The organism is Streptomyces flavofungini, from assembly GCF_030388665.1.
In the GTDB taxonomy this organism is placed as follows: domain Bacteria; phylum Actinomycetota; class Actinomycetes; order Streptomycetales; family Streptomycetaceae; genus Streptomyces; species Streptomyces flavofungini_A.
In genome coordinates this window covers 5,700,003-5,717,526 of sequence record NZ_CP128846.1, presented here as the reverse complement: position 1 = coordinate 5,717,526, position 17,524 = coordinate 5,700,003, and the positions used below count along the sequence as shown (strand labels likewise).

The 17,524-nt window shown below is 71.1% G+C and carries 11 protein-coding genes; 4 read left to right on the top strand and 7 right to left on the bottom strand.

The window, feature by feature from the left end; genetic code table 11:
- Window positions 1-193 precede the first annotated feature (193 nt).
- Window positions 194-5,257 carry an NAD-glutamate dehydrogenase gene (locus QUY26_RS24225; RefSeq protein ID WP_289950105.1) on the bottom strand — a complete coding sequence of 1,688 codons (5,064 nt, stop codon included), beginning with the start codon at window positions 5,255-5,257 and terminating at the stop codon, window positions 194-196.
- 620 nt (window positions 5,258-5,877) lie between these two features.
- Between QUY26_RS24225 and QUY26_RS24220 the strand changes: the two genes are divergently transcribed.
- Window positions 5,878-6,444 carry a DJ-1/PfpI family protein gene (locus QUY26_RS24220; protein WP_289950104.1) on the top strand — a complete coding sequence of 189 codons (567 nt, stop codon included), beginning with the start codon at window positions 5,878-5,880 and terminating at the stop codon, window positions 6,442-6,444.
- A 60-nt stretch (window positions 6,445-6,504) separates the two neighbouring features.
- Here QUY26_RS24220 and QUY26_RS24215 read toward each other — a convergent pair whose 3' ends face one another.
- Entirely contained in the window at window positions 6,505-7,173 is a 669-nt protein-coding gene (locus QUY26_RS24215; RefSeq protein WP_289950103.1) for an HAD family hydrolase, read from the bottom strand.
- Window positions 7,174-7,331: 158 nt separating this feature from the next.
- On the bottom strand, window positions 7,332-7,847 hold the full coding sequence (locus QUY26_RS24210) for a DUF6912 family protein (protein WP_289950102.1): 516 nt from the start codon (window positions 7,845-7,847) through the stop codon (window positions 7,332-7,334).
- A gap of 396 nt (window positions 7,848-8,243) precedes the next feature.
- Between QUY26_RS24210 and QUY26_RS24205 the strand changes: the two genes are divergently transcribed.
- On the top strand, window positions 8,244-8,831 hold the full coding sequence (locus tag QUY26_RS24205; RefSeq protein ID WP_289950101.1) for an Rv3235 family protein: 588 nt from the start codon (window positions 8,244-8,246) through the stop codon (window positions 8,829-8,831).
- A gap of 176 nt (window positions 8,832-9,007) precedes the next feature.
- Here the strand turns inward: QUY26_RS24205 and secA are convergent, their stop codons facing one another.
- Complete coding sequence (gene secA / locus QUY26_RS24200; RefSeq protein ID WP_289950099.1) at window positions 9,008-11,860, bottom strand: preprotein translocase subunit SecA; 2,853 nt, start codon at window positions 11,858-11,860, stop codon at window positions 9,008-9,010.
- 282 nt (window positions 11,861-12,142) lie between these two features.
- Here secA and QUY26_RS24195 point away from each other — a divergent pair, with 282 nt between their 5' ends.
- Together QUY26_RS24195 and QUY26_RS24190 are read left to right on the top strand one after the other, a co-directional pair.
- Window positions 12,143-12,724, top strand: coding sequence for a GNAT family N-acetyltransferase (locus tag QUY26_RS24195; protein ID WP_289950097.1), 582 nt, complete (start codon window positions 12,143-12,145; stop codon window positions 12,722-12,724).
- Between the two features lie 252 nt (window positions 12,725-12,976).
- Window positions 12,977-14,170 (top strand): winged helix-turn-helix domain-containing protein, encoded by a 1,194-nt coding sequence (locus QUY26_RS24190; RefSeq protein ID WP_289950095.1) that lies wholly within the window; start codon window positions 12,977-12,979, stop codon window positions 14,168-14,170.
- A gap of 135 nt (window positions 14,171-14,305) precedes the next feature.
- On the opposite strand, the gene QUY26_RS24185 is transcribed toward QUY26_RS24190, so the two are convergent.
- The 3 genes from QUY26_RS24185 to QUY26_RS24175 all read right to left on the bottom strand — a co-directional run bounded on the left by QUY26_RS24185 (window position 14,306) and on the right by QUY26_RS24175 (window position 17,317).
- Complete coding sequence (locus QUY26_RS24185) at window positions 14,306-15,049, bottom strand: response regulator (protein ID WP_016645733.1); 744 nt, start codon at window positions 15,047-15,049, stop codon at window positions 14,306-14,308.
- Between the two features lie 198 nt (window positions 15,050-15,247).
- Window positions 15,248-15,940: a ribosome hibernation-promoting factor, HPF/YfiA family gene (hpf, locus tag QUY26_RS24180; RefSeq protein ID WP_436840394.1), complete on the bottom strand. Its 693-nt coding sequence runs from the start codon at window positions 15,938-15,940 to the stop codon at window positions 15,248-15,250.
- A gap of 315 nt (window positions 15,941-16,255) precedes the next feature.
- Window positions 16,256-17,317 (bottom strand): ComF family protein, encoded by a 1,062-nt coding sequence (locus QUY26_RS24175; protein ID WP_289950092.1) that lies wholly within the window; start codon window positions 17,315-17,317, stop codon window positions 16,256-16,258.
- Window positions 17,318-17,524 lie beyond the last annotated feature (207 nt).

Here is a 17,524-nt window from a genome sequence, read left to right as displayed (position 1 = left end):
CATAAGCCCAGTCTCATCACCCGTTCCGCAGACTGCGGGTGTCCCCCATCCCGCCGCACACCGACGCCGGACGGACCCGCACCCCCACGCACACCGACGCCGGACGCACGGACGCCGCACGCACCGGCGCCGGACGCACAGACGGGGGCGCCCCGCACCACGACGGTGCGGGGCGCCCCCGTTCACGTACGACCTACGAATGCGTGCGCAGCAGCGTCCGCATCGTCCGCATCGCCACCGACAGGTTCGCCAGGTCGAAGGCGTCGGAGCCCTGGATCTCCTCCAGGGTGGTCCGGGCCCGGCCCAGGATCGCCGCGTTCTTCTCCTCCCACGCCTTGAAGCGCTGCTCCGGCGTGGCACTGCCGTTGCCGACGGCGAGCACGTCGGCCGTCAGCGCGGCGTGCGCCGCGTACAGGTCCTCGCGGATGGAGGCGCGGGCCATCGACTGCCAGCGGTCGGCCCGCGGCAGCTCGATGATCCGGTCCATGAGCTGGGTGATCCGCAGCCGGTCGGCGAGGTCGTAGTAGATCTCGGCGACCGCGAGCGGGTCCTTGCCCATGCGGTCCGAGACGGCCACGATGTCGAGCGCGGGGAAGGCCGAGGAGAACCCGGCGACCCGCTGCGCCAGCTCCTCGGGCACCCCGGCCCCGACCAGCTCCTCGCGGATGTTCTCGTACCACTCCAGGTCGGAGCCGCGCATCAGCTTCGGCAGCTCGGACCACACCTGGCCGACACCGGCGCGGAAGAAATCGACGGTCTCGGCGAGCTGCAGCGGCTGCGGCCGGTTGTTGAGCAGCCAGCGCGTGCCGCGCTCGACGAGGCGGCGGCAGTGCAGCCGCACCCGCGTCTGCACGTCGGCGGCCACGACGTTGTCGAGCTCCTCCACCGCGTCCCAGACCTCGCCGAGCCCGAAGATCTCGCGCGCGGCGAGCTGCGCCCGCACGATCTCCTCCAGCGACGCCCCGGTCTCCTCGCGCAGCCGGTGCAGGAAGGTCGAACCGCCGGTGTTGACGGTGTCGTTGACCAGGACGGTCGTGATGATCTCGCGGCGCAGCGCGTGCGCGTCGATCTGCTCGGCGAACTTCTCGCGCAGCGCCTTCGGGAAGTACGCGTGCAGCAGCCGCCGCAGGTAGTCGTCGTCGGGCAGCGAGGTGTGGATCAGCTCGTCCGCGGCCACGATCTTCGTGTACGCGAGGAGCACGGCCAGCTCGGGCTGCGAGAGGCCGCGGCCGGAGCCGAGCAGTTCGCGGATCTGCCGGTCGGCGGGCAGGAACTCCAGGCCCCGGTCGAGCTGGCCCTCACGGACCAGGCGGCGCATGAACCGCTGGTGGGCGTGGAGCAGCGAGGGCGACTCGAAGACGGAGTTGGCGAGCGCCACGTTCTGCGCGTAGTTGTTGCGCAGGACGAGCCGGCCGACCTCGTCGGTCATGGCGGCGAGCAGCTTGTTGCGCTGCTTGACCGTCATGTCCCCGGCCTGCACCACGGCGTTCAGCAGGATCTTGATGTTCACCTCGTGGTCGGAGGTGTCCACGCCCGCGCTGTTGTCGATGGCGTCGGTGTTGATACGGCCGCCGGCGCGCGCGAACTCGATCCGGCCGAGCTGGGTCAGGCCCAGGTTGCCGCCCTCGCCGACGACCTTCACGCGCAGGTCGGCGCCGTCGACGCGGATGGCGTCGTTGGCCTTGTCGCCGACGTCCGCGTGCGACTCGGTGCCCGACTTCACGTACGTGCCGATGCCGCCGTTCCACAGCAGGTCCACCGGCGCCTTGAGGATGGCCTGCATCAGCTCGGCCGGGGTCATCTTGGCGCCGCCGGTCTCGATGCCGAGGGCCTGGCGGATGTGCGCGTTGAGCTGGATCGCCTTGGCGGAGCGGGGGAAGATCCCGCCGCCCGCCGAGAGCAGCTCCTTGTTGTAGTCGGCCCAGCTGGAGCGGGGCAGCTCGAACAGGCGGCGGCGCTCGGCGTAGGAGGTGGCCGCGTCCGGGTTCGGGTCGATGAAGATGTGCCGGTGGTCGAAGGCGGCGACCAGGCGGATGTGCTCGGACAGGAGCATGCCGTTGCCGAACACGTCGCCGGACATGTCGCCGACGCCGACCGCGGTGAAGTCCTCGGTCTGGGTGTCGTGGCCCAGCTCGCGGAAGTGCCGCTTCACCGACTCCCAGGCACCGCGGGCGGTGATGCCCATGCCCTTGTGGTCGTAGCCCGCGGAGCCGCCGGAGGCGAAGGCGTCGCCGAGCCAGAAGTCGTACGACTCGGCGACCTCGTTGGCGATGTCGGAGAACGTCGCCGTGCCCTTGTCGGCCGCGACCACCAGGTAGGTGTCGTCCTCGTCGTGCCGCACCACGTCGGCCGGGGGCACGACCTCGCCCGCGACCAGGTTGTCGGTGATGTCGAGCAGCGCCGAGATGAAGGTCTTGTAGCAGGCGACGCCCTCGGCGAGCCAGGCGTCGCGGTCCACCGACGGATCGGGCAGCTGCTTGGCGACGAAGCCGCCCTTCGCGCCGACCGGCACGATGACGGTGTTCTTCACCATCTGCGCCTTGACCAGGCCGAGGATCTCCGTGCGGAAGTCCTCACGCCGGTCGGACCAGCGCAGGCCGCCGCGCGCGACCTTGCCGAAGCGCAGGTGCACGCCCTCGACACGGGGCGAGTACACCCAGATCTCGTACGCCGGACGGGGCTCGGGCAGGTCGGGGATGGCCTGCGGGTCCAGCTTCATGGAGACGTAACCGTGCGGCTTGCCGCCCGCCGTCTCCTGACCCCTCTGGTCGCTTCCCGCGCTTGCGCTCTGGAAGTAGTTGGTGCGCAGCGTCGCCTTGATGACGGTGAGGAAGGAGCGCAGGATGCGGTCCTCGTCGAGCGAGGCGACCTGGTCGAGCGCCCCGTCGAGCTCTTCGAGCAGCCCGTCGGTCAGCTCCGTGCCCGCGCGCTGGCGGTCCGGGGACATCCGGGCCTCGAACAGCGAGACGAGCAGCCGGGTGGTGTGGACGTTGTTGAGGAGGGTGTCCTCCATGTAGTCCTGGCTGAACTTGGAGCCCGCCTGGCGCAGGTACTTGGCGTACGCCCGCAGGACCATCGCCTGGCGCCAGTTCAGACCGGCGCGCAGGACGAGCGAGTTGAAGCCGTCGACCTCGGCCTCGCCGGTCCAGGCGGCGGCGAAGGCCTCCTGGAAGCGGCCGCGGCCGTCGTCGCCCAGGTAGTCGCCGTTGCCGTTCTGCGACTTCGGCATGCGCAGGCCGAAGTCGTAGATCCAGGCGCTGGTGCGGTCCGAGCAGCGCAGCTCGTACGGCCGCTCGTCGGTGACCTCGACGCCCAGGCGCTGGAGCACCGGCAGGACGGCCGAAAGCGAGATCTGGGCGCCGGAGCGGTAGATCTTGAAGCGGCGCTCGTCGGGCGCGGCACCCACCGGCTCGTACAGGCTGAGCGCGAAGTCCTGCCGGCTCTGCTGGGACAGCCGCTCCAGGTGGACGAGGTCGGCGACGGCGGCGCGCGGGGTGTGGTCGGCCTTGTAGCCCTCGGGGAAGGCGTTGGCGTACCGGCGCAGGAGCTCCGCCGCGCGCTCCTCGCCGAGCTCGGCGGTCAGCGCCTCGCCGAAGCCGTCGGCCCAGGAGCGGGCGGCCTCGACCAGGCGGGCCTCGATGCGCTCGACGTCGGCGTCGGAGAGGTCGGGGACCTCGCCGCCCTTGGGGACGCGGACGACGAAGTGGATGCGGGAGAGGATCGACTCGGTGTTCCAGGCCGTGAAGTCGACGCTGGCGCCGTTCAGCTCCTCCTTGAGGATGTCGATGATCCGCAGCCGGACGCCGGTGGTGTAGCGGTCCCGCGGCAGGTAGACGAGCGCGGAGTAGTAGCGGCCGTACTCGTCCTTGCGCAGGTACAGGCGCAGACGGCGGCGCTCCTGGAGGTAGAGCACGGACGTGACGATGGACCGCAGCTCGTCGGGCGGCGTCTGGAACAGCTCGTCGCGCGGGTACGTCTCCAGGATCTGCAGCAGGTCGCGGCCGTCGTGGCTGTTGGGCGTGAAGCCCGCGCCCTTGAGGACCTCCTCGACCTTGCGGCGGATGACCGGGACGCGGCGCACGGACTCGGTGTACGCGGCCGAGGAGAACAGACCGAGGAAGCGGCGCTCGCCGACGACCTCGCCGTTCTCGTCGAACTTCTTCACGCCGACGTAGTCGAGGTAGCTCGGCCGGTGCACGGTCGAGCGGCTGTTGGCCTTGGTCAGGACGAGCAGCTTGTGCTCACGGGCCTTGGCGCGGGCGTCGGCGGGGAGCCGGTTGAAGGACGGGCTGACCGGGTGGTGGTCGTCGCCCTCGCTGTGGTGCGGGTCGGCGCGCAGGATGCCGAGGCCGGTGCCGGGGACGGCGGCGAGGGAGTCCTCGTCCGTCAGGTCGTACTCGCGGTAGCCGAGGAAGGTGAAGTGGTCGGCGGCCAGCCAGCGCAGCAGTTCGCGGGCCTCCTCGACCTCCTGGTCGCGGACGTCGTCGGCGGTCGGCTCGGTCGGCAGCTCGTCGGCGATGCGCAGCGCGGCGTCGCGCATCTTGTCCCAGTCCTCGACCGTCTCGCGGACGTCGGACAGGATGCGCAGCAGGTCGGCGGTGATCTGCTTCAGGTCGGCGCGGTCGGTCTCGCGGTCGATCTCGACGTGGATCCACGACTCGGTGACGGCGTCGTGCGGGCGCTCGGCGCCGACGTCCTGGCCCTCGGGCAGTACGTCGAGGAGCTTGCCGGTGAGGTCGCGGCGGACCACGACCTGCGGGTGGATGACGACGTGGATGCCGCGTCCCTGCCGGGACAGCTCGTTGGTGACGGAGTCCACCAGGAACGGCATGTCGTCGGTCACGACCTCGACGACGGAGTGGCTGCAGGTCCAGCCGTTCTCCTCGACGGTCGGGGTGTGCACCCGGACGTTCGCGGTGCCCTGGGGGCGGTTCTCGGCCAGCCGGTAGTGGGAGTAGGCGGCGCCGAAGACGTCGACCGGGTCGCGGTCGCTCAGGTCCTCGGGGGCCGTGTGGAGGTAGTACCGCTGGAGGAACGCGAGCACCTTCGAGGGGTCCGCGGGGGTGGCCTGGTCGGCCGCGGGGGCCTTGCCGCCCTTGCGGGCCGTGGCCGACCCCGAGCCGCCGGTGTCGTGGCTCCCGCCCGTGGACCCGGTCGGTGCTCCCGTTGGCAGGCGCCCCCCGACCGGGCTGTTCTCAGCTACCCGGGCGGCCCGCGCGAGCAGCTCGGCCTTGGCTTCGTCCAGCTTGGTCTGCATTGTCCTCTGACTCCTGTCGCGCGCCGTTGCGTGACGTAGAAGGAAGTGATGTGACATGACGCCGCGACACGGGGTCTCCGGTCGAAGTCGACGTTATGCCGCGATGAGCGCTGAGCGAGCGGAAATCCGCCAATTCTGGCGGAGTCGTGGGCCGGCTCAGATGTCTGTGATGTCGACGATGTCTGCGACGTCCGCTCTGAGAAGAGTCGTCAGCGAGGCGCCCGGCACGGTCGGTGTGCACCGTGGTCTCCGGGCGCGGGGCGGAGGCGACGTCGCCTCCGCGGGATATCGCGCTGATCACGGGACAAGGCTATCGCCCCGCACCCGGAAGTCGTCATGAGCCGTATGTGTACAAAACCAGCGGGTCAATTTTGACAGTCTGCACAGTCGTCCCCCGCTCATCGTGTGCCTTTCCGGCCACGGGCGCGCGGCGGGCACTCGTGCGGGGCGCGGCAGGCGCTCGTCCCGTGTGTGGCGGGCGCTCGTCCTGTCCGTGGCGGGCACCCACTATCCGGGCACCCTCTTGGCAAACGCGGCCGGGCGATGCACGTTGAGCGTGACGGACCGAACAGCACGCGACCCGACCCTGGCGACACCAGCGACCCTGGGAGCGAACAGCGATGGCAGCCAAGATCCTGATAGTCACCGGTGACGCGGCGGAGTCACTGGAGGTCCTCTACCCCTTCCAGCGGCTGCGCGAGGAGGGGTACGACGTCCACATCGCGGCCCCCTCCCGCAAGAAGCTCCAGTTCGTGGTGCACGACTTCGAGCCGGGCTTCGACACGTACACCGAGAAGCCGGGCTACACCTGGCCCGCCGACCTGGCCTTCGCCGAGGTCGATCCCGGTCAGTACGCCGCCTTGGTGATCCCGGGCGGACGCGCCCCCGAGTACCTGCGCGCCGACCCCGAGCTGCGCAAGATCCTCAAGTCCTTCTTCGACGCGGACAAGCCCGTCGCCCAGATCTGCCACGGCCCTCTGCTCACCGCGGCCGTCGGCGCCCTCGCGGGCCGCCGCGTCACGGCCTACCCGGCCCTGGAACTCGACATGCAGTCGGCGGGCGCCACCTTCCAGGACGCGGAAGCGGTGGTCGACGGCACCCTGGTCTCGGCCCGAGCCTGGCCGGACCACTCCCGCTGGATGCGCGAATTCCTGACGGTACTGAGGGCGAAGGCTCCGGTGACCTAGCCGGGGACCTGGCTCCGATGACCTAGCCGGTGACCTGGCTCCGATGACCTAGGGGAACCTCTAGGCGACCAGCCGCTCCGCGGTCTCCACGGCCTCCCCGAGGCTGTCGACCACGGGCACCCCGGCGACCTCCAGACTCCCCCGGCTGTGCGACCCACCGGTGTAGAGCACGGCCTGGGCCCCCACGTGCGCCGCGGCCACGGCGTCGTCCAACGCGTCCCCGATCACCACGACCCGCCCGGCGTCGACCTCCCCCAGCTCCCCGAGGTGCCGCACCATCCGCTCGGCCTTCCCGGCATGGGACGAATCCGTGCGCCCGTCGATCCGCACGAACCGCTCGGCGATCCCGTGCCGCCGCACCAACGGCACCAGCTGCTCGTGCGGAGCGAGCGACAACAACGACTGCGTACGCCCCTCGGCCTGCCGCGAGGCGAGCAGCTCGGCGGCCCCCTCGGCGAGCCCGCAGGCGTCCACCCGCGTCCCGTAGTGCTTGTGGAACACCGCGTCCATGACCAGCCACTCGTCCTCGGTGGGCAGCCGCCCCATCAGCCGCTCGTAGAACAGCGGCACCGGCACGCAGTAGAGCTCCCGATACCGCTCCAGCGTGATCGGCTCTAGCCCGATCTCCAGGAACGACGCGTTCGTCGCGCCGATCACCGCGTCGATGTCGTGCAGAAGGGTCCCGTTCCAGTCCCAGACGATGTGCGCCCCGCGCTGTAGCTTCCCCATGCCGAAGACCGTACCCGGCCCCACCGACAACCCGACCGGACCAGGCCCCACCTGGGGCCATGCCTCGGGCCAGGCCTTGTGACCACGCCCTGGGACCACGCCTCGGGCCACCCCCTGAGACCACGCCTCGGGCCACCCCCTGGGACCACGCCTCGGGGCTACGCCTCGGGCCGGACCAGGTTCGGGATCTCCTGCGTGGCGTACCAGAGCAGTTCGTGGTCCTCGGCCCCGTCCACGACGAACTGCGCGTCGTCGTCCCCCTGGTCCGCCGCCCCCAGCGCGTCCGCCGCCGCGATCACGTCGGCCTCGGCGTCCCCGCCGTCCACATGCACCGCGGCCGCCTTGGCCAACGGCAGCGCGGCCGTGATCCGCACCTCGCCGAGCGCGCCCCGGTCGAGCCCGCGGTCGGGATCGACGACCGCCGCGCTGTCCGGCACGTCCGCCGCGAGGACGACCCGCCGCCGCGTGGTCCCCGGCTCCCCGGCGAGCAGCCGCAGCGAGTGCAGCGCCGCCCGGTTCAGGGCCGCGTACTCCAGCTCCTCCAGGTCGTCCGAGACGTACCACTCGCGCAGCGCGGGCGTCACGGCGTACGCGGTCAGCGGCCCGGGACCCAGCTCACCGGCCTCGTGCACCTGCGCGAGACGGGGCAGTGTCAGGGGAACGTACACGCGCATGGCTGGCCGCTTTCGTAGTCGCGAAGGCTCCCGGGAGGGGCCTCCAGGACTCCCGGGACGGGCCCCCAGGATACGTGCGGGCGTCCCCCTTCGAGCTGCCGCCCGAGCCCTCGACCGCGTCCACCCCGGTCCACGTCATCACCCGCCCGGCCCCGGCGAACACGGGCCCCGGACCACCCCCGCTCATCCGGATGAGTGAACCGCCCCTTGCCCTGCGGGCCCCCTCGGCGGCCGTTGCGGCCCCGACCCGACGGGCCGTACAAGATCCCCAGCACAAGTTACTTCCCGGTACTCCGGCCGCCCCACGCCTGCCGCCCCACGCCCGGCACCGGACACCCGGCACCGGACACCCGGCACCCGGCACCCGATTCCCGACGCCCCGAACGGAGCCACACCATGCGTCACGAGCCCTCGACCGCCTCCCGCCCCGCCCACGCCCACGGCCCCCGCGGGGCCGCTCAGCCGCACCCGTCCCCCGCCCCCATGCCCAAGGTCATGACCAGGCCGCGCCGCCGCCCCGGCGACCCCCGTCCACCGGCCACGCGGCCCCCGGGCGGCCGGCCGCCGGGAGGCCGCCCGCCCGGCCGCCACGACTCCCGCGTACCCGAGCCGCGCCGCCCCCACCAGCCGCTCAGGCCGGTCCAGCCGCCCCCGCACCCGAGCGAGCTGTTCACCGAGCGCCTGCTGCTGGTCCTCAGCGGCCAGCGCCCCCTGCACTGGGTGGCCCGTCACATCGCCCACACCGCGTACGACGACCTGGCCCGCCTCGCCGAGAGCCGCCCCCTGGACACGGTCGGCGGCCACCGCCCGGCCGTGCACCGCGTCGGGCACTACGAGGTCCGCCCCGGGGTCTTCGAGGTCTTCGCCCGTGTGGGCGCGGGCACGGCCTTGCGCGCGCTCGCGTTCCGCCTGCACCGGGGCGACGACCAGCGCTGGCGCTGCACGGCGGTGGAGGTGGCGGGACCGCCGCTCCACAGGAGCTGACCACGCCCACCCCCGCGAAGGACCCGCCCACACGAAGGCTCCGCACACGCGAACCGGCCCGCTCATGCGCACTGCCTGTCCATGCGCACTGCCTGTCCATGCGAACTGCCCGTCCACACGAAGGGCCGGACACCACCCGGTGCCCGGCCCTCACGATCCGCTCCGTGCGGCGAACGCTACTTCTTGCGGCGCCGCCCGCCCTTCTGGGCCTTGCGGCGCTCCGCGCGGGTCAGGCCGTCGCCGGACGCCGGCGTCGTGCTGCCGGACGGCTGGTCGTTGGTCGCGAAGTCGCCCTCGTCGACACCACCCTCGGCGTTCGGCGCCTGGAAGTGCAGGCGGTCGGGGCGCTGCGGGGCGTCGAGACCCTTGGCGCGGATCTCCGGGCGGGCGCCGGCCGGAACCGCGTCCTGGACGCCGTCCTTGGAGAGCGAGGGCGCGCTGTCCGACACCGGGACCTCCTCGACCTGCTGCTCGACCTGGACCTCCAGGTTGAACAGATAGCCGACGGACTCCTCCTTGATGCCGTCCATCATGGCGTTGAACATGTCGAAGCCCTCGCGCTGGTACTCGACCAGGGGGTCCTTCTGCGCCATGGCGCGCAGACCGATGCCCTCCTGGAGGTAGTCCATCTCGTAGAGGTGCTCGCGCCACTTGCGGTCGAGGACGGACAGGACGACGCGGCGCTCCAGCTCACGCATGATGTCGGAGCCGAGCTGCGCCTCACGGGCCTCGTACTGCGCGTGGATGTCGTCCTTGATGGCCTCGGAGATGAACTCGGCGGTCAGACCGGCACGGTCGCCGACCTCGTCCTCCAGCTCCTCGATGGTGACCTTCACCGGGTAGAGCTGCTTGAAGGCGCCCCACAGCCGGTCCAGGTCCCACTCCTCGGCGAAGCCCTCGGCGGCCTCCGCGGAGACGTAGGCGTCGATGGTGTCGTCCATGAAGTGCACGATCTGCTCGTGCAGGTCCTCGCCCTTCAGGACGCGGCGGCGCTCTCCGTAGATGACCTCGCGCTGGCGGTTGAGGACCTCGTCGTACTTGAGGACGTTCTTGCGGGTCTCGAAGTTCTGCTGCTCGACCTGGGACTGCGCGGAGGCGATGGCGCGGGTGACCATCTTGTTCTCGATCGGCACGTCGTCGGGGACGTTGGCCATCGACATCACGCGCTCGACCATCTGGGCCTTGAACAGGCGCATCAGGTCGTCGCCGAGGGACAGGTAGAAGCGGGACTCGCCGGGGTCGCCCTGTCGGCCGGAGCGGCCGCGCAGCTGGTTGTCGATGCGGCGGGACTCGTGCCGCTCGGTGCCGAGGACGTACAGCCCGCCGAGGGCCTTGACCTCTTCGAACTCGGCCTGCACGGAGCGCTCGGCCTTCTCCAGGGCGGCGGGCAGCGCGGCGGCCCACTCCTCGACGTGCTCGACCGGGTCGAGGCCGCGCTGGCGCAGCTCCGCCTCGGCGAGGTCGTCGGGGTTGCCGCCGAGCTTGATGTCGGTGCCTCGTCCGGCCATGTTCGTGGCGACGGTGACGGCGCCCTTGCGGCCGGCCTGGGCGACGATCGTCGCCTCCCGGTCGTGCTGCTTGGCGTTCAGGACCTCGTGCTGGACGCCGCGCTTGGAGAGCTGCTGCGAGAGGTACTCCGACTTCTCGACGGAGGTGGTGCCGACGAGGATCGGCTGGCCCTTCTCGTGCTTCTCGGCGATGTCGTCGACGACGGCGGCGAACTTGGCGACCTCGGTGCGGTAGATCAGGTCCGACTGGTCGACGCGGACCATGGGCCGGTTCGTCGGGATCGGGACGACGCCCAGCTTGTAGATCTGGTGGAACTCGGCGGCCTCGGTCATGGCCGTACCGGTCATGCCGGAGAGGCCGGGGACTTCCTTGCCCTCGTGGTCGTGGCGCTTGTAGAGGCGGAAGAAGTTCTGCAGGGTGATCGTCGCGAGGGTCTGGTTCTCGTCCTTGATGTCCACCCCTTCCTTCGCCTCGATCGCCTGGTGCATGCCCTCGTTGTAGCGGCGACCGGCGAGGATACGGCCGGTGTGCTCGTCAACGATCATGACTTCGCCGTCCATGACGACGTAGTCCTTGTCCTTCTTGAACAGTTCCTTGGCCTTGATGGCGTTGTTCAAGTAACCCACGAGCGGGGTGTTCACCGACTCGTAGAGGTTGTCGATGCCCAGCCAGTCCTCGACCTTGGCGACGCCGGACTCGTGGATGCCGACGGTGCGCTTCTTCTCGTCGACCTCGTAGTCCCCGGTCTCCTCGATGCCCTTGAGGGGCTCGCCGGGCTTGCCCTTGGTGAGGCGGGTGACCAGCTTGGCGAAGTCGCCGTACCACTTGGTGGCCTGGTCGGCGGGGCCGGAGATGATCAGCGGCGTACGCGCCTCGTCGACGAGGATCGAGTCGACCTCGTCCACGATCGCGAAGTTGTGGCCGCGCTGGACCAGTTCCTCCTGCGACCACGCCATGTTGTCGCGGAGGTAGTCGAAGCCGAACTCGTTGTTCGTGCCGTACGTGATGTCGCGGTTGTACATCTCGCGGCGCTCGGCGGGCGGCATGTTCGCGAGGATGCAGCCGACGCTCAGGCCGAGGAACTTGTGGACGCGGCCCATCATCTCGGAGTCGCGCTCGGCCAGGTAGTCATTGACCGTGATCAGGTGCACACCCTTGCCCGAGAGTGCGTTCAGATACGCGGGCAGCGTGCCGACCAGCGTCTTGCCCTCACCGGTCTTCATCTCCGCGACATAACCCATGTGCAGGGCCGCGCCGCCCATGATCTGCACGTCGTAGTGGCGCTGGCCGAGGACGCGCTTGGCGGCCTCGCGCACGGTCGCGAACGCCTCCGGCATGAGGTCGTCGAGCGTTTCGCCGTCGGCGTAGCGCTCCTTGTACTCCGCCGTCAGCGCGCGCAGCTCGGCGTCGGAGAGGGCGGTGAAGTCCTCTTCGATGGAGTTGACCTGGTCCGCGATGCGGTGCAGCTTGCGCAGGATCTTGCCTTCGCCTGCACGCATGATCTTCGAGAGGACGGACACGGGGGTTGGTCTCCTTGCCGGTCGGGCCTGGCACGGTCGGTTTTACTCGTCGGGCAACGGCCATCGTATGCGAGGACCCGGCCGTGCCGGGAGGTCTGCCATTACGTCAACGCCCGGGCACCCACGAAGGTGCCGCCCCACGCCCCAAATCCTCCCTCACCCACCCTCGGCCCCACGCACCCGGCCCCACGTCCCCCTCCCTCCCCGCCCTCCCCGCCCTCCCTCCCGCCCTCCCGCACAAACCGCTGGCGTGGTCCGGGCCGCCACGAGCAGAATCAGCCGATGGAGCCCGTCACACTGACCACCGAGCGCCTGCTGCTGCGCACCTTCACGCCGGACGACATCGACGAGGTGTACGCGGCCTGCCAGGATCCCGAGATCCAGCGCTGGACCACGATCCCGTCGCCCTACGCGCGCGTGGACGCCGAGGGCTTCGTCGGCCGCATGGTGCCGGACGGCTGGCGGTACGACATGGAGTACACCTGGGCGGTGCGCCCGCGCGGCGGCGGCCCGCTGCTCGCGGCGACGAGCCTGCACCACCCGCGCTCGGGCGCCTGGGAGATCGGCTTCTGGACCGGCAGCGAGCATCGGGGCCAGGGCTACATGACCGAGATCGTGCAGGCGGTGGCCCACTGGGCGTTCGAGCGCCTGGGCTGCACGCGCCTGGAGTGGCGCGCGGAGGTCGGCAACCACGGCTCCCGCGCGGTCGCCGAGAAGGCGGGCTTCACGATCGAGGGCACCCTGCGCGCGGCCCTCCTCAACAAGGGCACCCTCCGCGACTGCTGGGTAGGCGCCCTGCTCCCCTCAGACATAGCCCTCCCGTCCCTCCAGCCCTACCTCCCCAGCCCGACGACGAGCTCCTGAGCCCGACACCGATCCCCAGCCCGCCCGACACACCTCCGCCCCGGCGAAGCGTGCAGCCCGTCCGGCGCTTGAGGGCGAGGCGCGGAGCGCCGATTCGACGGCGCCCCCGCCCCACCGCACGGGGATGCGCGCGCAGGGCTGGGGACCAGGGGCGCAGCACCCCGGCTTCGGGAAAGGGGCGGGACTGGGGCGCCCCACGCAGGGCAACGCCCCGCACCGCCGCTGTCAGACCCTCCCCCTATCGTTCCGACCATGACGACGAGCATGCCGCGCCCCGAGCTGACCCTCTCCGCCGACGAGGCCCGCCGCATCGCCCTCAAGGCCCAGGGCTTCCTGGGCGCCCCCGACCGCAGGTCGGCGGTCCGAGGCGTGCTCCGGCACCTGGGCGCGGTCCAGCTGGACACGATCTCGGTCCTGGCCCGCTCGCACGAACTGATCCCGTACGCCCGCCTGGGCGCGGTAGGCCGCAAGAAGGTCGAGTCGGCGTACTGGACGCCGACGACCCCCGGCGAACCCCCGTCCCCACCCCACGCGTTCGAGTACTGGTCGCACGCGGCCTGCATCCTCCCCATCGAGGAGTGGCCCCACTTCGCCTTCCGCCGCCGCGCCTACCGCTCCCGCCCGCACTGGCACCACGACCTCCCGGACGGCGCGTACGACCAGGTCATCAAGCAGCTCCGCGCCGAAGGCCCGCTGACGGCGACGGAGTTGGGCGGCGCGAAGAACAAGGGCGAGTGGTGGGACTGGTCCGACTCCAAGATCGCCGTGGAGCGCGCGCTGATGTACGGCGAGGTGGTGTGCACCGAGCGCCGCTCCTGGAAGCGGGTGTACGACCTCGCGGAGCGCGCGATCCCGGACGAGCTGCTGCACGACGAGCTGGACGACAAGGAGTGCGTGCGCCGCCTGGTCGCCCTCGCGGGCCGGTCCCTGGGGGTGGGCACGCGCGCGGACATCGCCGACTACCACCGCCTGAAGGGCGAGGAGTTCGACGCGGTGGTCGCGGACTCGGGTCTGGTCCCGGTGACGGTGGAGGGCTGGGACAAGCCGGCCTGGGCGGACCCGCTGGCGCTGGCCACACCCCCGCGCGGCCGCCACCGCACGACGCTGCTCTCGCCGTTCGACTCGCTGATCTGGGAGCGCGCGCGCACGGAGCGGATCTTCGGCTTCACCCACCGCCTGGAGGCGTACGTCCCCAAGCCCAAGCGGGTGTACGGCTACTTCGCGATGCCGGTCCTCGCGGGCGGCCGTCTGGTCGGCCGGGTGGACCCGGCACGCGAGGGCAGCACCCTGGTGGCCAAGCAGGTGTCCCTGGAGGGCCCGAAGGCGGTGCCCGCGGTGGCGCAGGCGCTGCTCGAGGCGGCGCGGTGGGTGGACTGCGACTCCGTACGGATCGAGCGCGTCGACCGCCCGGAGCTGACCGCGGACCTGACCCGCGCGGTCAGCTGACCTCAAGCACGCCCGGGCCCCCGGCCCGAACGGCAGCCGTACACGGACACAGCCGCCACAGCCGCGGCCACGGACTCGACCACGGCTTCGGACTCGACCACGGCTTCCGGCTCGACCACGGCTTCCGGCTCGGACTCACCGAATCTCAAGGATCTTCTCGCGCATCGCATAGACCACGGCTTCCATCCTGGAGTGCAGCTGCAGCTTCTCCAGGATGTTGCGCACGTGGTTCTTCACGGTGTTCTCGGAGATGAACAGCTCCTTGGCGATGTCGCGGTTGTTCATCCCCGTGGCGACGAGCTTGAGGACCTCGAGCTCCCGGTCGGTGAGCCGGGGCGCGGGCACGAGCCGTCGCTCGTCGGTGCGCTGGATCATGGACTTGAACTCGGTGAGCAGCTTCGAGGCCATCGAGGGGCTGATCTGCGACTGCCCGTCGGCCACCGCGCGGATGGCCGTGGCGACCTCGTCGGTGGAGATCTCCTTGAGGAGATAGCCCGTCGCGCCCGCCTTGATGGCGTCGTAGAGGTCCGCTTCCTCGTCGCTGATCGTCAGCATGATGATCTTGGCGCTGGGCGCCACCTCCTTGATGGAGGTGCATGCCTCGATGCCACCGCGCTTCGGCATCCGTACGTCCATGAGCACGATGTCGGGCAGCAGGTCCGCGGCCTTGTCCACCGCCTCGGCGCCGTCGCCGGCCTCCCCGACCACCTGGATGTCCTCCTCGGCGGCGAGGACGATCTCCAGGCCGCGACGGAAGAGCGCGTGGTCGTCCACGACCAGGACCCTGATGGGCTCCTTGCGCGGGGCGCCCGCGTCCGTGCCGATGCCGATGCCGTCACCGGCATCCTCGCTCCGCATCGGTCCGAAGCTGTCCGCCATCGTTCCTCCCCCTGAAGGCCAGGGCCAGTCTCTTGCCTTGGCTGCACCAACCCTAGGCAGGGTCAAGCGGGTTGGGCCGTCGGGCCCATGATTCCATGCTCAGCGCCCCGGTCGTGCGCCCAGTGGTCGCACGCGGGTGCCCCTGGGGGCGCACACGCGCTCCAGGGGCACCGTTCCATGCGCTCCGCGAAGGGGGTGTCAGCCGCCGAGGACACCGCTCCCGCCGGTCGGCTGCGGGTGCGTGACCATGGGGTCGGTGTTGAGGCGGATGACGCCGTAGTCGTAGGCGTGCCGTCGGTAGACGACGCTGGGTTCCTTGGTCTCGGAGTCGACGTACAGATAGAAGTCGTGTCCGACCAGTTCCATCTCGTACAGCGCCTGGTCCAGGGACATGGGGGCCGCGACGTGCGTCTTCTCGCGGACCACGAGGGGGCCTTCGCCCTGGATCTCCAGGGAGCCGATCCTGGTGGTGGGCACGCCTTCCGGCTCCTCGTCACGGCTCAGGCTGCCATCCCCGTTGAGATGCGCTGCTTCCGGGACGTGGGCGGCCACTTCGGCGGCGGAGAGCCTGCCGGTGCCGCGCCTGTTGTGCCGCTTCTCGTGCTGCTTGCGCAGTCGTGCCTCGAGCTTGGCGGTGGCCAGGTCGAGCGCCGCGTACGGATCGGACGCCGATGCCTCCGCGCGGATCACGGGCCCACGTCCACGGACGGTGATCTCCACGCGGTCGGAACGGTCGGCCTGACGCGGGTTGGTTTCCTTGGACACCTCGACGTCGAGGCTGATCACCTTGCCGTCGAGCTTCTGGATCTTGTCCAGCTTCAGCTTCTCGGCCACGTGCTTGCGGAACCGCTCGGGCACCTCGGTCTTGCGGCCCTTGACGACGATGTCCACGCAGAACTCCGTTCCCGGATCGCTCCGCTGCTTCGGCGGAGCATCTCCCTTTTGCACCAGGCCCCGGAAACTCCCGGAGCCTCGGACTCGGTGACTTCCACCTCCTCCTCCCCCGTGGACAAGATCTCCACCCACCGGTCCCGGGTGATTACGGGGAACCCCGAAGACCGGCATTCCGATATGCGAGGGGCGCAGTCCGCCGTTCCTCACAACCGAACATATCTCGCCCGGACGGATGTCGTCACCCTCTACTGACACGTACCTCCATTCGGGTGGATAGGCCCTCTCACTACCTGCAACGATGAAAGTTCTCGGTCAGTTCCGGTTTATTTCGAAAGAAGCCGCGGAAGTGGCGACAACCGCGGCCCGGATGATGTTTAAACGAGGCATTCCGCTGGCCGGGCACCCTTTCCCGGCCACTTTCGCGACGCCGTCCCCGCCCTCCCAGCTTGGCCGGTTCCCGGCCTGGCGCCCCGCCGTCACCTGTGCCCTCCGTCCGGTCCTGCCGCTCTCTCCGCTCCCTCTGCCCTCTCCGCTCCCTTCGGACCCGCTGCTCCCGCCGAACCCGCTCCCCCTCCCGGCCCCGCCGATCCCCCTCGCCGTCGCGTCCCCCTCTCCTCCTGCCCTGTCACCTACCCCGTGTGCGCCACATACGCCTCCCAGTGCACGGGCCGCCTCCGCCAGCGAGGCGCCCGTGGTCATCAGGTCGTCCACGACGACGATCCGCCCCGCGTCCCGCAGCAGCGGCCCCGCACCGGCCACCACCTCCAGCGCACCCGACAGGTTCGCCTGCCGCTGACGGGAGTTGAGCCCCGCCTGGTCCGCGACCGCGCGCCGCTGCCGCAGCGCGGACAGCACACTCACCGGCATCCCGGCCCGCCGCAGCTCCCCCGCCGCCGCCAGCGCGATCCGCCGCACCGGGTCGTGCCCCCGTGCCCGCACGGACCGCCGCGCGGACGGCACCGGCACCAACAGCACGGGCCCGCCGAGCACTCGACCGGAACCTCGGCCCGGCCAGATCCCGGGCTCCGCCCCGCCCACGGCCCTGCCCACAGCGCCGTCCACGACCCCGTCCGCCGCCGCTGCCCGCAGCGCCGTCAGGACCGCGCCCGCGAGGGCCTCGCCGAGCGCCCCGGCCAGCGGCAGCGCGCCCCGCTCCTTGTGCGCGAGCAGCACCGCCCGCACCGCTTGTCCGTACGCCGCAGCCGCGTACACCGCCGGCAGCCCCCGCGGCTCCGGATCCGGCCGCACCCTGCGCGGCGCCGCCCCGCACAGAGCGGCCCGGCATCCGGCGCACAGAGCCACGCGCGGCCCCCCGCAGCCCGCGCAGTCAGCCGGCAGCACCAGATCCGTGAGGTCCTGCCACCACCCCCGCATGTCCCCACTGTGCCAACCCGCACGCCGCCCGGCCACCCCTGTGGACAACCGCCTGTGGATAACTCAGAGCACCCCGATTGAGCTGCACCGAAGCCCTGTTGGGAACGGCTCACCCCACGACGAAGCAGACCGGCTCGGCCGGGATGAGCAGGCCGGCTCAGGCGGGACGGAGCGGACCGGCTCAGCCGGGATGGAGCCGACTGCCTC

Excerpts from the sequence above, each read along its gene's own strand:
- QUY26_RS24225 (WP_289950105.1), bottom strand. The coding sequence starts at position 5,257 with ATGCAGACCAAGCTGGACGAAGCCAAGGCCGAGCTGCTCGCGCGGGCC.
- QUY26_RS24220 (WP_289950104.1), top strand. The coding sequence starts at position 5,878 with ATGGCAGCCAAGATCCTGATAGTCACCGGTGACGCGGCGGAGTCACTG.
- QUY26_RS24215 (WP_289950103.1), bottom strand. The coding sequence starts at position 7,173 with ATGGGGAAGCTACAGCGCGGGGCGCACATCGTCTGGGACTGGAACGGG.
- QUY26_RS24210 (WP_289950102.1), bottom strand. The coding sequence starts at position 7,847 with ATGCGCGTGTACGTTCCCCTGACACTGCCCCGTCTCGCGCAGGTGCAC.
- QUY26_RS24205 (WP_289950101.1), top strand. The coding sequence starts at position 8,244 with ATGCGTCACGAGCCCTCGACCGCCTCCCGCCCCGCCCACGCCCACGGC.
- QUY26_RS24195 (WP_289950097.1), top strand. The coding sequence starts at position 12,143 with ATGGAGCCCGTCACACTGACCACCGAGCGCCTGCTGCTGCGCACCTTC.
- QUY26_RS24190 (WP_289950095.1), top strand. The coding sequence starts at position 12,977 with ATGACGACGAGCATGCCGCGCCCCGAGCTGACCCTCTCCGCCGACGAG.
- QUY26_RS24185 (WP_016645733.1), bottom strand. The coding sequence starts at position 15,049 with ATGGCGGACAGCTTCGGACCGATGCGGAGCGAGGATGCCGGTGACGGC.
- QUY26_RS24175 (WP_289950092.1), bottom strand. The coding sequence starts at position 17,317 with ATGCGGGGGTGGTGGCAGGACCTCACGGATCTGGTGCTGCCGGCTGAC.